Source organism: Hoeflea sp. (genome assembly GCF_984452065.1).
This window is the reverse complement of record NZ_CFHWAF010000052.1, coordinates 14,555-28,965: the sequence shown is the minus strand read 5'-3', so window position 1 is coordinate 28,965 and position 14,411 is coordinate 14,555. Positions and strand designations below refer to the sequence as shown.

Sequence of the window (14,411 nt, the reverse complement as noted above, 5' to 3'; positions counted from 1 at the left end):
TCTTGCGGTTTCTTGTCCACACCGCTACCGTCTCGATAGCATAAGCCCAATTGGTACATTGCGTCAGAGGATCCGCGGTTTGCGGCTTGCAGGAACAGGGAGGCCGCTTTTTCGAGGTTCTGGTCCACACCCTTACCGTCTCGATAGCGTTGACCCAACTTGTACAGTGCGGAAAGCGCCAACCGGGATCCGCGGTCTGCGGCTTGCCGGAACAGGGAGGCCGCTGTTTCGAGGTTCTTGCCCACATCTAAACCGTCTCTATAGGCGACACCCAACTTGTACAAAGTCTCTGGAGTTGCTTCTCTAATCAATTCACGCAATGCGGTTTTTGCTTCAGGGTGTCCGTCCCCGCGCTCTTCGGCTATCTGGAACAGGAGGGCCGCCACTACACGGTCCTTGCCCACATCTACACCGTCTCGATAGTGTTTACCCAACTCACACAGTATCTCTGGGGTTGGTTCTCTAAACAATTCCTCCATCTCCTCCCACGCGGTTTTTGCTTCAGGGTGTCCGTCCCCGCGGTCTGCGGCTTTCTGTAACAGGAGGGCCGCTTTTACAGGGGCCTTGCCCACAACATCTACACCGCCCACATTTACACCGTCTCGATAGCGGATACCCAAATGGTACATTGCGGAAGAGAGGCCTGCGTCTGCATCGTTGTTGGGCAAACCAACTCGCATTTTCAGCAACGAAGTTTCGATTTTTTTGTCTAGAGCGTCAATGCGGTCTGTTCTTGCGTTGACGTACCTCTCTCGCACCAGTCCGATATTTTTCAATCCCTTAAGCACTCGATGGAAGAACTTGTTAAGATCAGAATACTGGCCTACTAGCAGGTTTTGGTTGTCTTCCATTTTGGCGAATGTGCTCAAGTTTTTTACCGCTGCATCATTGCCGCGCAGCTTATCAGTAATTTCATTAATTTTATCAGGTACGTAATTTGAGTTGCTAGATTTATTACCTGCGTTGTGCAACCGCTTAAGGCCTTGGTGGACCTTTTTGAAATTGTTATCGCGTAAACCATTCAAAATCTCTGACCCGGCCCTGTCGGCGGATTTATTCAGAGCTGCTTCAGTTGGACCTTTCTTCCAGCTTGGGAAACAGCTGGCAATTCTTTCGAAAAACCCTGGAATTTTTGCCACGGATGTGTTGCCATTAACAGAAGCAGATGACCGTCGCCCAGACTGACCTTTATGAAACCGCTGCTGTCTAGCAGAGGCTGTTCGATCAAAAACCCCTTGCCCAGCCGGTGGGGAAGAAGGCAGTGCATTCGTTGACGAGGTATTCATTGGCGAGTCTGACATATTATGTCTCTATCGTTGGCGTAAAACCGGGACGTCTTGATGCCACATTCTATCCAAAGCACCTTCTTCTGCTGTCTCAGATGACACATTGAACCGGCCGGTTCTATCGGAGATCGCTTCGGTCAAATCATGTTGCCGATGCCGCTACGGGGCGGATATTATTGTGGCTCTCACGCCAACTCCTCATTTTCGAGAGGGCGTCGTTGAGCGGCAGGAACCAGCGCCCGCTGAGACATTCGTTTCGTAACTTGCCATTGAATGATTATTCGCCCGTAAACCATCGGCAACCTATAGCATCCACGGCGAAGCCAACTGCTGGGCTGGCGCATCACATGCCCTCTGTGCGGGAACCAACTCAGCGACGTCGCCGATCGCAAACTCCCCTCTTCTTTCCGGCAGTATCGCGGTGCCGCGCTGCGCGGTGAAAAGCTGCTCGACGATGAAGCCAAACGTGCTACCGGAAGCTGGACATCGCCAACCGATATTGCCCGGCTTCTGCTGATGCGGCGCATTCCAGGACCTATACCGCACGAACACGACCTCTGGCGCTTTCGTGTTCTGGGCGCCATCATCCCGGATCTCGACAGTGTCGTTGCCGCGCAACAGGAGAAGCTGCCCACGCCCGCAAAGCCGATCATGCCACTTTACATGCGACTCGCTCTGCTGGCAGGGATCGCAATAGTCGAGCGCGCTCTGGACCGAACCGGCTGTCACGGTGTCCTTAATTCCTGGACGCCTGCTTCAAAAAACTGAGTAAAATCAGACGGCGGTTGTGCCGTTAATTTCCGGATTGTGTCTTTAATTGCAGGACTGTACCCTTAATTCCCGGATGATCTGCCTGCAAACCACAAATGTTGCGGTCTGCATCAAATGCATGATCCGTGTACATTCATATTCAGTAGGGGACTTTGGACGTCCGACAATTATCCGAAGCCACCGGCTTTAGCCGGTGGAGAATTCACAGCATCGGGCAAAGCCGCTTGTTCCTCCTCAATAGCTGTGCGACTTGTCGGCGCCGGAAGCCGTGGCGATGGAGCGCGGCGCAACAAGGAAGGCCGACTGATCATGAGCGCTTACGTTATCGTCGATACGAAAATCACCAACGCCGAGGAATACGAGACATACAAGGCGCAGGCCCGGCCGATCGCCGAGAAATATGGTGGGGTTTATCGGGCCAGGGGCGGCGAGATGGATGTCGTGGAAAGTAAACTGTGGTCGCCGACGCGGATTGTGGTCGTTGAGTTCCCTGACATGCAAAAGGCGCGCGCCTTCGTTCACAGTGAAGAATATGCGCCGGTCAAGGCAATTCGCCATGCCAATTCTGATTGTACTCTGATAATTGTAGATGGAATGTAGTTTTATTCACTGATCATGTATCCAGTATTACAGAACGATTGCTTCATTTAGTCATTACTAAAGTTCATTAAGAGTAAGAAAATAATATTTGCATTGAATGAGTATTTTCGATGTAAACACTCGTTTAAATAGAGGAAAATATTATATAAACGTAAAATTGTATTGAGTGGAGACGATTTCATTAACCATTTCTCAAAAGCTCTGCTGAATACTTTATTTTACGGAGGGGGAACATTGTTCCCAGCATGACGCATACCCACCGTCTCGATTTGAGTTCGAGATGTCGATTGGGATCGAAGGAACGGTTGCCTCTGCGGACCGGCTTTTCTGGTTTTTCGGCCCGGCAGCAACACGACACCCGCATCGCGCTCACCGAAGAACCGGCGCCGCGAAGCGGGCCAGGGGATTGTCATGTTCAAAGAAAAATTCAACAACCTGAGCATATCGGTTCGGCTTCTGGCCGGCACGGTGGTTACCGCCTTCGGCCTTTTGTTCTTTGCGACCGAAGTGGTTTACATGGATTTGAAGTCGGCGCTTGAATTGCGCAGTTCCGGCAGGCTCGCTTCGCTTATGCCTTCTGTCGGTTCGCTTGTGCATGAGCTGCAAAAAGAGCGCGGACGGTCTGCCGGCTTCATTTCCTCGCAGGGCAGCTCCTTTTCAACCGAACTGCCGTCTCAGCGCATTGACACCGATAAGGTGCTGGCACAGGCCAATGTCGAACTGGACAAGTTCAACTTCAACGGCGTTCCCCCAGCCTTGGGCGAAGCGGTCGGTGAGGCGCGCAGTCGGGTTTCGCAACTGGGTGCCACGAGGGCCAGGATCGACCGGTTCGATATGACCGTGCCGCAAATGGCGCAATACTACACCGGCACGATTGACGCCTTCCTGGAGATCGCCCACGAACTGGAGATCGCCAGTCACAATGACCGGATCAGCAAAGCGATGATCAGTTATCTGGCCTTCCTGCGCGGCAAGGAATATGCCGGCCGTGAACGCGCCATGGGGGTCGTTGGATTTGGTGTCGGCCGTTTCGAACTGGCGATTTACAACAATTTCATCCGTTTTATTCAGGCACAGGAAGACTATTTTCGTGACTTCACGGATCTGGCTAAGCCGGATTTGGTAGCGCTTTACAACAACGTCGAGTCCGGTACGGCAGCCAATGACGTGGCCCGCATGCGCGATACCGCAGTTGGCTCGCTTCAGACCGGTGACCTTCAGGGTGTGACCGCTGCACAGTGGTTCCGGACGACCACGGACAAAATCAACCTGATGAGGGATGTGGAAAATACAATCGCTCAATCCATGATCGACGAGGTGAGCGAATTGACATCCGCAAGCTGGCGCAGCCTCGCCCTGGATCTGTTCGTATCGGCGGCCGTCCTGCTGATCGGCGGATTCCTGCTGCGCTATGTCTCCCGGTCCATAACCAGGCCGGTCGGTGCGGTCACGCACTCCATGCAGCGCCTGTCCGGCGGCGAAATCGAATTCCAGGTGGAAGGCACCGATCGCAAGGACGAGATCGGCGTGATGGCGCGCGCACTTGAGGTCTTCCAGCAGGCCGCCGTCGACAAGCTGCAGCTGGAAAAGGAGGCGGAAGCGGAAAGACAGAAGGCAGAGCGGGAACGGAAGCAGATTTTCGACCAGCTTGAATATGCCGTCAACCAGGTCAGCGGTGCACTCGGCCGCCTTGCCGAGGGCGACCTGACCGCTCACATCGGCGCAGATGTCGCCGCCGAATACGAGAAGACCAAACAGGACTTCAACGCCGCGGCAACGCAGTTGCAGGACGCGCTGGGCTCGGTCGCCCAGTCGGCCAATGAGATCCGCTCGAATTCAGGCGGCATTGCCGAAGCTTCGGAGGAAATGTCCCGCCGGACCGAGAGCCAGGCGGCCTCGCTTGAGGAGACCGCGGCCGCTGTCGCGCAGATCAAGGAGACGATGAAGTCCACGGTCGGCGCCGCCACCAAGGCGAGCGAGATGGTCGCGGCCGCAAAGGGCAAGGCGCAGGAAGGCAGTGACGTCGTCAACTCGGCGGTCAACTCCATGCGTGACATCGAGGAATCCGCCAGCCGCATGAACGAGATCATCGGTGTCATCGATGAAATCGCGTTCCAGACCAGCCTGCTGGCACTCAATGCGGGGGTCGAAGCGGCCCGGGCGGGCGATGCCGGCAAGGGCTTCGCGGTCGTGGCATCGGAGGTGAGGGCGCTGGCTCAGCGTTCCGCCGAAGAGTCCAACCAGATCAAGGCGCTGATATCCGAATCTGCAACGAGCGTCGAACAGGGCGCCGAACTTGTCCGCCAGACGGGCGTGGCGCTGGAGGCCATCGTCGGGGAAGTCGGCGAGGTCGACAAAATGGTCAGCGAGATATTCGCCGGCGCCAAGGAGCAGGACGTCAGCATCGAAGAGATCAATATGGCGATCGGCCAGCTTGATCAGGCCACGCAGCAAAATGCCGCCATGGCCGAAGAGGCGACGGCAGCCACACGGATGTTGTCGCAGGAAAGCGATCATCTGGTCGAACTGGTAAGCCGCTTTGTCATCGATGGCTCAGGCGAGAGCCGCGGCGAGCCGCATCCGATGACAAGCGGGCACGACTTCACGGAAGCCGAAGACATGCCCGCTCAGGCGGCCAACATGTAAAGACGATCTCCTGCCCGGACATGCTTTCTAGCGTGTCCGGGTATCGGCTTTCAGGATCGCTCCGCCAATGCCGCGGGTGATCTTATCGGCAGCGCGGCGCACCAGAACGCCGTACTCCGTCAGAACCTTGTCCGGCAGCCGCACCGCCGGGCCCGAACCCGCCAATGCGGACGATGTTCACCGCTCCCTGCGTGAGGGACGGATTGTCGAGGATGACGCGCCGCAGACGATTGCCGACGGGCTGAAGATATCCATGCGTCCAAGAACCTGGCACTTTGTTTCAAACTATGTCGCCGATGTCCTTCTGGTGACGGAAGAGCAAATTGCCAGGGCGATGTATCTGGCGTGGCAACGCATGAAAATCGTGATCGAAGTCGATCTTGTGAAATTGCCCTCGATGCAGGCCTGGGTTTAAGTGAAGTGGAGGGAGAGTAGGATGAATGCCATGACCACCGCCCCGGTTGTCGGCCTGAATGTGCCGGCGGTTGTCGGAATGGACGTTGAAGATGTCGGCACGCCCGCTCTCATCGTCGATCTCGATGCATTTGAGCGTAACGTCAAGAAAATGCGCGAGCTGATTGAAACGATGGGAATACGCCATCGCGCGCATGCAAAGACTCACAAGTCCGCGGACATTGCCCTCTATCAGATCGAGGCGGGAGGCGCGTGCGGTGTCTGCTGCCAGAAGGTCGCCGAAGCCGAGGCGCTCGTCGCCGGAGGCGTGAAGGATGTTCTGGTATCCAATCAGGTCGTCGATCCGAGGAAGATCGAACGCCTTGCGGCGCTTGCCCGCAAGGCCCGTTTGCTCGTTTGCGTCGATGATCCCGGCAATGTGGGTGACCTGTCCACAGCCGCTGCCGGCCAGGGCGTGATTTTGGAATGCCTTGTGGAAATCGATGTCGGCGCGGGCCGTTGCGGTGTGCAATGGGGCGCGCCTGTCGTTGAGCTTGCAAAGGCGATCCGCTCCGCCCCCGGTCTCGAATTCTCCGGCCTTCAGGCCTATCAGGGCGCCGCCCAGCACGTTCACGATTTCGATGAGCGCAAGGCCCGGATCGACGAGGCGGTCAAGATGGTCGAGGATACGGTCTCAATGCTGAAAGCCGAGGGCCTCGACTGTGACATAGTCGGCGGCGCGGGAACGGGGACCTACTATTTTGAGGGCGCGAGCGGCGTCTACAATGAGATGCAGTGCGGCTCATACATTTTCATGGATGCCGACTACCAGAGGGTGAGGGACCGGGAGGGTGCGTTCATTCATGAATTCGAGAACAGTCTCTTTATCTACTCTTCCATCATGTCGAAGACAAAACACGACAAGGCCATCTGCGATGCGGGGCTCAAGGCGCAGAGCGTCGACAGCGGCTTGCCTGTGGTTTTCGGCCGCGACGATGTCGAATACATCAAATGCTCCGACGAGCACGGCGTGATCGCCGATCCCGGCAATGTTCTCAAACTCAACGACAAGCTCTGGCTGGTTCCGGGCCACTGTGACCCGACCTGCAACGTGCACGACTGGTATGTCGGCGTGCGCAACGGAAAGGTCGAGACATTGTGGCCGGTAACGGCCCGCGGCATGTGTCTCTAGGGGCTTTGTCACGATCGTCGTTTCAGAGGATCGCGTCGCCTCGATCCTGACCGAGGAAGACGGGCTGACCGCCGTTGAGGCCGTCTTTGCCGACGAGGTCGCGCAGTCCATCAGCATCGGAGAGACTCAGCACGCCTTCAAACACGGCCATTTGGGGCAGGATGACATCACCCCCATAGGCAATGTGATCGACGGCCGGCGGGACGGCAGGATGTCGGATTGCAGGATCTGGCGGTGGCCTCAGCCGTGGCAAAGAAGGCGGAAGCCGGCGGCGAGGTTCAGCGGATAGATCTTTGATGCCGTCATGGTCCGGCACCGCCGGTGCGGGGAAACACTAAAACCGGACCGGTTTGATCTCGATTATTTGACGACACGGCGCCATTTGATCATGGTAACCGACGGCTTGAACGTGAGGACGCGCGATGATCGAGAATGCGATACATAATCCGGATCGCCCGCAGCATTTCATGCAGGTCGATGCCATGAAGCAGAAAATCCATGTGATGCACCGGGGCACAAAAATCGCGGAATCGGACAAGGCGCTTCGTCTTCAGGAGGTCGGCCGGAAAATCTACCAGCCGCAATACTATATCCCCAGGGCGGACATTGCGGCGACGCTGCAAAGGACCGGAAAATCAACACATTGCCCCTTGAAGGGACAGGCCAGCTATTTTGATGTCATTGCCGCAGGGCAAGCGGTGTCCGAGGAACTGGCCTGGTCCTATGAGCAGCCCTTCGACTTTGCCGGACTGATTGCGGATTACGTGGCTTTCGATCCAGGGCGCGTGACAATCACCATTGAGGCCGCCGAGGATTGAGCCGCACGGCACCTGGCCCGGCCGGCAAAACACGAAGCGGATGATTGACGATGCGGAACTTCGAAACGCTCTACGAAATCGCGGCCGATCGCAAGGGCGGCGCTGAGGCTTTATGGGTTTCTTGCCGATCTGGCGCGTGAGCATGGCTCAGCGACCTCCTTTTTTGCCAATTGGCCGGCGGACAGATATGTCGACCTGCTGGCCGTGCAGAAGAAGGACGCGGCGCGTCTCGGCGGCAACAGCGCCATGTATTTTCTCAGATTCATGGGCATCGACAGCTTCATCCTGTCGCGCGATGTGGCCGCGGCGCTGATCCGCGAAGGGGTTGTCGACAAAGCGCCAAGCTCAAAACGGGACATGGAAAAGGTGCAGGCCGCGTTCAACGCGTGGCAGCGCCAGTCAGGCCGTCCGCTGACGCAGATCAGCCGTGTTCTTGCCTGCACGGTAGACGCTTGATCAAACGGCTCTATCCGTCGTTTTCGCCCAGCAAACGGCGGATGGTGTGGTGAAACATCACGGCGCCGGTCTGGATGAGCTCGTCCGGAAAATCATAGTCCGGATTATGCAGGGCCGGACGGTCGACACCGGCCCCCAGAAAGAACATCGCCGAAGCGCCGGCCGCACCGAATTCGCCGAAGTCTTCTGAAAACCGGAACGGTTCGTCGAGTTCCTTGATCGGTAAATTCAGCGTTCTGGCGCTTTCACGCAACTGCGCGATCAGCCCGGCGTCGTTTTCGCAGGCATTGAAAACGTCGTCATAGCCGATTGTCAGCGAGAGACCGTGATTTGAAGCAAGGCTGCCGGCGATCTCCTCGGCCGATGCAACGAGCGCGTCCATCGCCTCATCCGTCACGGTCCGCAATGTCGCCCGTATTTCGGCTTCGGCCGGTGCGACGCCGAATGCCTTCTCCCCGAGGAGGCAATGGACAACGGTCACCAGGCGGAAGTCGGCGTCCATCGGACCCGGGCTGGAGAGACCATCCAGTTGCTCGATGATCCGCGCCGTCGCTTTGGCCGGCGAAATGCCCTTTTCCGGCTGCGCCGCATGGGCGGCGCGTCCCGTCAGCGCAATACGCATGCCGCGCGATGCGCAATTAGCCGCTCCCGATTTGAGCAATACGGTGTGCAAATCGAAACCCGGCAGATTGTGAAGTGCCATCGCATAGTCCGGCTGAAACCGGGCGAATTTCTCGTCGCCGATGACGGCTCTGGCGCCCTTTCCGGTTTCTTCGGCCGGCTGGAACAGCAGCACGACACGGCCGCTGCGCGGCGGGTTGTCCTGCAGCATCATGGCGACACCCAGAACAATGGCCATATGGCCGTCATGGCCGCATTGATGCCCGCGCCCGTCAATGCGCGACCGGTAGGCGGCGTTGCCCGTTTCCTGGATCGGAAGGCCGTCGAGTTCGCAGCGTACCAGAACCGACCGGCCCGGCTTTCCGCTGTCATAAACAGCCGCAACGCCGCATCCGCCGAGCCCGGTCACGATATTGTCCGGTCTGAGCGATTCAAGACACAGCGCAATGTGCCCGGCCGTTTGCCGTTCCGCGCCGGACAGTTCCGGCGCCGCGTGGAGCCCGTGTCTGATTTCGGTAAGTCTTTCGATCTGATCGGCGCTGAGTTTCATCTGCGGTACGGGTCTTGAGCGCCTTCAGGGTGTTGGCTTTACTGCAAACTGTCAAGCGCTGCCGGATGTCTCTGGCCGGTCGGCGGCCGGCGATACCTGGAGATCATGGGTAATGAGCCATTCACGCGCGACAGGTTCCGGCATTGGCGGGGCAATGGCGTTGCCCTGGCATTCGTTGCAACCCAGTTCCTTCAGCGTATCGATCTCCTGCTGCCGTTCCAGACCCTCCGCAACGACCTTGAGATGGAGTGCGCCCGCCAGCCGGATAATGGAATCGACGATGATCCTGCGGCGCTCGTTTGTGTCGATGTCGGCAACGAACTGGCGGTCGATCTTGACGCGGTCAAAGAGGTTCCGGTTGAGATGGGAAAGGGAAGCAAACCCTGTTCCGAAATCATCAATTTCGATCTGGAATCCCTTCTTGCGCAGGTCATAGAGCGTGCGCGCGGCCTGTTCACTGTCGTTCTTGATCGCAACCGACTCCACGACTTCGACGGCAATGCGCGCGGGTGCGAGACCGTGTTCCTCGGCCATGGAGATGAGATTGTTCAGAAAGCCGTTCCACATCAGGTCATGCTGCGAGAAGTTGATGGCTATGCGGCCGAATTTCACGCCTGCTTTTTGCCAGTTCGAGGCAGCGGCGAAAGCCTGGTCGAGCACTATGCGGGTAATCTCCGGCATGCGCCCAAGATTGGCCGCCGCGTCCAGGAAATCTCTCGGCAGAAGGACACCGCGTGTCGGATGATGCCAGCGGACCAGAACTTCGACGCCGACAATCGCGCCGGTTGAGATGTTCACCTGAGGCTGGAAGACCGGCCTGAACTGCTGGGAGCCGAGTGCCTCGTCGATGTCGTGCTCGAGTTTCTTTGCTTCGACGAGTTCGTGCTGCATCTCCTCATTGAAGAACTGATAGGTTCCCTTGCCGGCCTTTTTCGCCGCATAGAGGGCGAGGTCGGCGGCGGTGAGCAGGTGTTCGGTGTCGGAACTGTCTTTCGGGAAACATGCAATACCGATGCTCGCACGCACAAGCGTCGAGGCACCGCCAAGCGGCACCTTGGCGCTCATGCGCCTGAGAATTCGCTCGGCGATATCGGGCAAGCCGTCGAGCGCGGCTGCACCTTCGACGATCACCAGAAACTCGTCCCCGCCCATTCGGCAGGCCAGCCCTTCATTGCCCAGAGCCGAGCGCAGCCTGTTGGCGACAGTGCAAAGAAGCCGGTCTCCGCTTTGATGGCCGTAGCTGTCGTTGATGTTCTTGAAATCATCCAGATCAAGCAGCAGAAGCGCCAGAGCCGCTACCTTTTCTTCGCCGCTCTCGGTGACGCGCTGGATACGCTGAAGAGCGAAATTGCGGTTGGCGAGGCCTGTGAGGCCGTCATGATTGGCCGCATATTGCATATCGTCGCGCGCGACAATCAGTTCGCGGGTGCGCTGGCCGATCTGTGCGGCCAGCGGGCGGAAAAGGGTCCGCCAGACAACAACAAGCATCCCGAGCGACAGAAACAGCAACGCCAGCTGTATCTGTTTGAACAATTCGACCGCGTCCCTGGTGTTTTCCTGGTAGATATCGTTCACTTCGTCGAGCGCGGGAAGCACCTTCGATGTCGCGATGTCTTCCATCGGCGCCATGTAGATGGCAGCGATATCGGGCGAGGTCATCGCGTGGTTCAGGAACTGGTTCGTGTTGGTGACCAGCGACCGGATCTGATAGTCGAGCTGCGAGGGCCAGGAAAAGAACACCTCGCTGACCTGCTCGCCTGCGGTGTTTACATCAGACTCGTCAGCGACCTTCTTTACAAGGTCGGTGTGAACGGCTTCAAGTTCGAGGAGCGATGCCCTGACGAGCTTCAGGGTCTCCTCGCGCTTGGCCGGGTCATCTTCATTCTGCGCATGCTGGCTGAGAAGAACGATCCGCTGCGACAGCATCCGCTCATTGCTGATATCCTTGAAGGACAGGGCGTAATGCTGGCTGCGTTCCGTTGCTACGATGATGGCGAAATGCGAGGTCGCGAGAAGCGCGCCCATTGCCACGAGCACAAGCCGATAGGCGAGGCGAATCCGGTGTTCCGGGTCTTTTCGTATGTTTCCAAACAGCCGTCTCATGCCCACACCAACGCAACACGTTTAAACGGGCGACGGGCCGCCAGAGTTCAAGGGCTGTACGCGTTCTGTCAGAACAGCCGCAGCGTGAACCCACCGTACACCTGCGAGTTGCAATCAAGACCGGTCGTTCGCCCGGCGACCGTCACACGCGCTGATGATAGACGATGAATCTTAATCAACCGGAAATATTCACGCAGATATGCGCCTTGCGCTGCAAGTGCGCGAAGCGGGTATCGGACTGCCGGTTTTGTCCTGTCCTTCGTGGTGTTTCGCTAGATATGCAAACCGCTCAGAATTCCGTCCAGTCGTCGGGCCCCGCCAAGGCCGTCAGCTTGCCTTCCACTTCCTGTACATTGGTCTTTCCGGCAACATGGAGACCGCCCATGCTCGTGGCGGCGACCGCAAGAACCGTCATGACGACGGCAGCCAAGGGCAATTTGCGTGAGATCTGCCCCCATATTCCCCGAATATGGCCGCGCGACGGCCCGGAATGCGACATGCCTGTCAAGGCTGGCTGAGATGCATCATGCGGGCGCGGACGTGTGAATCGATCAATAAAACAACTGTTTGTATATGCGCTGCCATCGTGAACTATGTCGCACGATGTTTAAGAGAGGTTTAAGGTACCCGCCCGAAGTTTTTTCAGTCTGGCGTATACGGTTTTTCCGGCCGATCAGGGCTCAATGTGAACAACCTCATCTCGCTAGAGCTTGGTCCAGGCGGCGTTGCGGGCGGAAGAGCGCACGCAGGCATCAATGAACCGCATGCCGTCAAGACCGTCCTGGACCGTCGGATACAGAACGTCTTTCGGAATTCTGCCGTTCTTTTCACGCCGGGCGCGGATCGCCGCCGCCGCCTCGCTGTAGATATTGGCGAAGCCTTCCAGATAGCCTTCCGGATGACCCGCGGGCACCCGCGTGACCCGTGCGGCGGACGCATCGGCGCCGGAACCGCCCCGGGTCAGCATCTGTGTCGGTTTGCGATAGGGCGTGAACCAGAGAAGGTTGGGGTTCTCCTGGCTCCATTCGATCCCGCCGCGGTCCCCGTAAATCCGAAGTCTCAGCCCGTTCTCGTTTCCGGGCGCCACCTGGCTGCTCCACAGTATTCCTTTCGCCGGCGGCCCGTTGGCCGAGGGTTTGAAGCGAAGCAGGACATTGACGTTGTCATCGACCTGCCGCCCGGCGACAAAACTGTCGAGATCGGCCGCCAGGCTCTCGGTTTCGAGACCGCTGACGAATGTCGCAAGGTTCCAGGCATGTGTGCCGATATCGCCCACACATCCGCCCGTACCCGATCGCTTCGGATCGGTCCGCCACTCCGCCTGCTTGTTTCCGCTGTCTTCCGCTGCTTCGGTCAGCCAGTCCTGGGCGTATTCGGCCTGCACCAGCCGGATGGTGCCCAGACGTCCCTTGGCAACCATCGCGCGCGCCTGGCGGACCATCGGATATCCGGTGTAGTTGTGGGTCAGAATGAAAAGTGAATCGGACTTTTGCGCCGCGGCGACGAGTTTTTTCGCATCTGCGAGCGACGAGGTCAGCGGCTTGTCGCAGATAATGTGAATGCCGGCCTCCAGAAACGCTTTCGCGGCCGGGTAATGGAGATGATTGGGCGTGACGATGGCAACGGCTTCGATCCCGTCTTCGCGCGCCGCCTCTATCCTGGCCATGTCCTTGAACGAACGGTAGCAGCGGTCGGGAGCAAGCCCGAGTTCGACGCCTGAGTCCAGTGCGCGCTGCGCATCGGAGGAGAGGGCGCCTGCGACAAGGTCGTATTGCCCGTCGAGGCGCGCCGCGATCCGGTGCACCGCACCGATGAAGGCGCCCTGGCCGCCGCCGACCATGCCAAGGCGCACGGGGCCTGATTTTGTCTTCACCGCTGCCCGTTTCGCCATAATCTACCTCTGAAGTCCGAGCATTCGCCCGATCTGGTTCTTGTCGACCGCGCCGCCCGCAAAATCGTCGAACGCCTTTTCCGTCACGCGGATGATGTGGCCGGCAATGAAGGGGGCGCCTTCTGCCGCGCCCTGCACCGGGTGCTTCAGGCAGCATTCCCATTCCAGAACCGCCCAACTGTCATAGTCATACTGCGCCATCTTGGAGAAGATTGCCGAGAAATTCACTTGCCCGTCTCCGAGCGAGCGGAACCGGCCGGCCCGGTCGCCCCATCCCTGATAGCCCGAATAAACACCCTGCCGTCCGTCCGGATTGAATTCGGCGTCCTTGACGTGAAATGCCGAGATGCGCTCGTGGTAGATGTCGATAAAGGCGAGATAATCGAGCTGCTGCAGAACGAAATGCGATGGATCATAGTTGATGGTGCAACGCGGGTGCCCGTGGAGCCGCTCCAGGAACATCTCAAATGTCGCACCGTCGAAGACATCCTCTCCCGGATGGATTTCGTAACCGACATTGACGCCGTTCTCCTCATAGACGTCCAGGATAGGCCGCCAGCGCCTCGCAAGTTCGTCAAAGGCTTCCTCGATCAGCCCCGCGGGACGCTGAGGCCAGGGATAGAGATAGGGAAAGGCGAGGGCGCCGGTAAAGGATACCGATACGTCCAGCCCCAGGTGGCGCGAAGCGCGCGCCGCCTGCTTGAGCTGAGCGACGGCCCATTCCTGGCGGGCCGCCGGATTGCCGCGCAGGTTTGGCGGGGCAAAGCCGTCGAACTGTTCGTCATAGGCCGGGTGAACGGCGACCAGCTGACCCTGAAGGTGAGTCGACAATTCGGTGATTTCGACACCGGCCTCGGCGCACTGCCCCTTGATGTCCTCGCAATAGGCCTGCGATTGCGCGGCCGTTTCCAGATCGAAAAGCCGCTCGTTCCAGGTCGGGATCTGAACGCCCTCATAGCCGAGGGATGCGGCCCATTGCGCGATGGCCGGAAGCGAGTTGAACGGCGCTTCGTCATCGGCGAACTGGGCCAGAAACAGGCCGGGACCCTTGATATTGGCTGCCATGGTCTACTCCGTTACTGAA

14 protein-coding genes and 1 pseudogene are annotated in these 14,411 nt (G+C 58.3%); 6 read left to right on the top strand and 9 right to left on the bottom strand.

From position 1 onward, the window contains the following. The 3 genes and pseudogenes from AC5E6N_RS11950 to AC5E6N_RS11940 form a co-directional block, all read right to left on the bottom strand. On the bottom strand, positions 1–1,139 hold a 1,139-nt coding region (locus AC5E6N_RS11950), incomplete at its 3' end, for a tetratricopeptide repeat protein (protein WP_491748023.1). A 289-nt stretch (positions 1,140–1,428) separates the two neighbouring features. Further along, positions 1,429–1,551 (bottom strand): annotated as a pseudogene (locus AC5E6N_RS11945) (integrase core domain-containing protein); the annotation flags it as partial. A gap of 38 nt (positions 1,552–1,589) precedes the next feature. Continuing rightward, positions 1,590–2,015, bottom strand: coding sequence for a hypothetical protein (locus AC5E6N_RS11940; RefSeq protein WP_491748022.1), 426 nt, complete (start codon positions 2,013–2,015; stop codon positions 1,590–1,592). Between the two features lie 351 nt (positions 2,016–2,366). Here AC5E6N_RS11940 and AC5E6N_RS11935 point away from each other — a divergent pair, with 351 nt between their 5' ends. From AC5E6N_RS11935 to AC5E6N_RS11920, 4 genes are all read left to right on the top strand, one after another. After that, positions 2,367–2,657, top strand: a complete 291-nt coding sequence (locus AC5E6N_RS11935; protein ID WP_491748021.1) for a DUF1330 domain-containing protein — start codon at positions 2,367–2,369, stop codon at positions 2,655–2,657. 411 nt (positions 2,658–3,068) lie between these two features. Then, the gene (locus AC5E6N_RS11930) at positions 3,069–5,303 is read left to right on the top strand and encodes a methyl-accepting chemotaxis protein (RefSeq protein ID WP_491748020.1); all 2,235 of its coding nucleotides are present in this window, start codon (positions 3,069–3,071) and stop codon (positions 5,301–5,303) included. A gap of 67 nt (positions 5,304–5,370) precedes the next feature. Further along, entirely contained in the window at positions 5,371–5,718 is a 348-nt protein-coding gene (locus AC5E6N_RS11925) for a pyridoxal-phosphate dependent enzyme (RefSeq protein WP_491748019.1), read from the top strand. A 21-nt stretch (positions 5,719–5,739) separates the two neighbouring features. Beyond that, positions 5,740–6,888: a DSD1 family PLP-dependent enzyme gene (locus AC5E6N_RS11920; protein WP_491748018.1), complete on the top strand. Its 1,149-nt coding sequence runs from the start codon at positions 5,740–5,742 to the stop codon at positions 6,886–6,888. A gap of 22 nt (positions 6,889–6,910) precedes the next feature. Here the strand turns inward: AC5E6N_RS11920 and AC5E6N_RS11915 are convergent, their stop codons facing one another. Further along, on the bottom strand, positions 6,911–7,039 hold the full coding sequence (locus tag AC5E6N_RS11915) for a hypothetical protein (protein ID WP_491748017.1): 129 nt from the start codon (positions 7,037–7,039) through the stop codon (positions 6,911–6,913). 271 nt (positions 7,040–7,310) lie between these two features. Between AC5E6N_RS11915 and AC5E6N_RS11910 the strand changes: the two genes are divergently transcribed. Then, the gene (locus AC5E6N_RS11910; protein ID WP_491748016.1) at positions 7,311–7,706 is read left to right on the top strand and encodes a DUF427 domain-containing protein; all 396 of its coding nucleotides are present in this window, start codon (positions 7,311–7,313) and stop codon (positions 7,704–7,706) included. Between the two features lie 204 nt (positions 7,707–7,910). Further along, positions 7,911–8,162: a hypothetical protein gene (locus AC5E6N_RS11905; RefSeq protein ID WP_491748015.1), complete on the top strand. Its 252-nt coding sequence runs from the start codon at positions 7,911–7,913 to the stop codon at positions 8,160–8,162. Positions 8,163–8,172: 10 nt separating this feature from the next. Here AC5E6N_RS11905 and AC5E6N_RS11900 read toward each other — a convergent pair whose 3' ends face one another. The 5 genes from AC5E6N_RS11900 to AC5E6N_RS11880 all read right to left on the bottom strand — a co-directional run bounded on the left by AC5E6N_RS11900 (position 8,173) and on the right by AC5E6N_RS11880 (position 14,392). Then, the gene (locus AC5E6N_RS11900) at positions 8,173–9,333 is read right to left on the bottom strand and encodes an amidohydrolase (RefSeq protein WP_491748014.1); all 1,161 of its coding nucleotides are present in this window, start codon (positions 9,331–9,333) and stop codon (positions 8,173–8,175) included. A 51-nt stretch (positions 9,334–9,384) separates the two neighbouring features. Then, complete coding sequence (locus AC5E6N_RS11895; RefSeq protein WP_491748013.1) at positions 9,385–11,436, bottom strand: putative bifunctional diguanylate cyclase/phosphodiesterase; 2,052 nt, start codon at positions 11,434–11,436, stop codon at positions 9,385–9,387. 289 nt (positions 11,437–11,725) lie between these two features. Then, positions 11,726–11,866 carry a hypothetical protein gene (locus AC5E6N_RS11890; RefSeq protein ID WP_491748012.1) on the bottom strand — a complete coding sequence of 47 codons (141 nt, stop codon included), beginning with the start codon at positions 11,864–11,866 and terminating at the stop codon, positions 11,726–11,728. Positions 11,867–12,139: 273 nt separating this feature from the next. After that, positions 12,140–13,330 carry a Gfo/Idh/MocA family protein gene (locus AC5E6N_RS11885; RefSeq protein WP_491748025.1) on the bottom strand — a complete coding sequence of 397 codons (1,191 nt, stop codon included), beginning with the start codon at positions 13,328–13,330 and terminating at the stop codon, positions 12,140–12,142. Continuing rightward, positions 13,331–14,392 carry a sugar phosphate isomerase/epimerase family protein gene (locus AC5E6N_RS11880; RefSeq protein ID WP_491748011.1) on the bottom strand — a complete coding sequence of 354 codons (1,062 nt, stop codon included), beginning with the start codon at positions 14,390–14,392 and terminating at the stop codon, positions 13,331–13,333. Between the last annotated feature and the right edge of the window lie 19 nt (positions 14,393–14,411).

Bases quoted from the DNA above. Each gene is read 5' to 3' on its own strand.
- AC5E6N_RS11910 (WP_491748016.1), top strand. From the start codon at position 7,311: ATGATCGAGAATGCGATACATAATCCGGATCGCCCGCAGCATTTCATG.
- AC5E6N_RS11925 (WP_491748019.1), top strand. From the start codon at position 5,371: ATGCCGCGGGTGATCTTATCGGCAGCGCGGCGCACCAGAACGCCGTAC.
- AC5E6N_RS11895 (WP_491748013.1), bottom strand. From the start codon at position 11,436: ATGAGACGGCTGTTTGGAAACATACGAAAAGACCCGGAACACCGGATT.
- AC5E6N_RS11930 (WP_491748020.1), top strand. From the start codon at position 3,069: ATGTTCAAAGAAAAATTCAACAACCTGAGCATATCGGTTCGGCTTCTG.
- AC5E6N_RS11915 (WP_491748017.1), bottom strand. From the start codon at position 7,039: ATGGCCGTGTTTGAAGGCGTGCTGAGTCTCTCCGATGCTGATGGACTG.
- AC5E6N_RS11935 (WP_491748021.1), top strand. From the start codon at position 2,367: ATGAGCGCTTACGTTATCGTCGATACGAAAATCACCAACGCCGAGGAA.
- AC5E6N_RS11920 (WP_491748018.1), top strand. From the start codon at position 5,740: ATGAATGCCATGACCACCGCCCCGGTTGTCGGCCTGAATGTGCCGGCG.
- AC5E6N_RS11880 (WP_491748011.1), bottom strand. From the start codon at position 14,392: ATGGCAGCCAATATCAAGGGTCCCGGCCTGTTTCTGGCCCAGTTCGCC.
- AC5E6N_RS11900 (WP_491748014.1), bottom strand. From the start codon at position 9,333: ATGAAACTCAGCGCCGATCAGATCGAAAGACTTACCGAAATCAGACAC.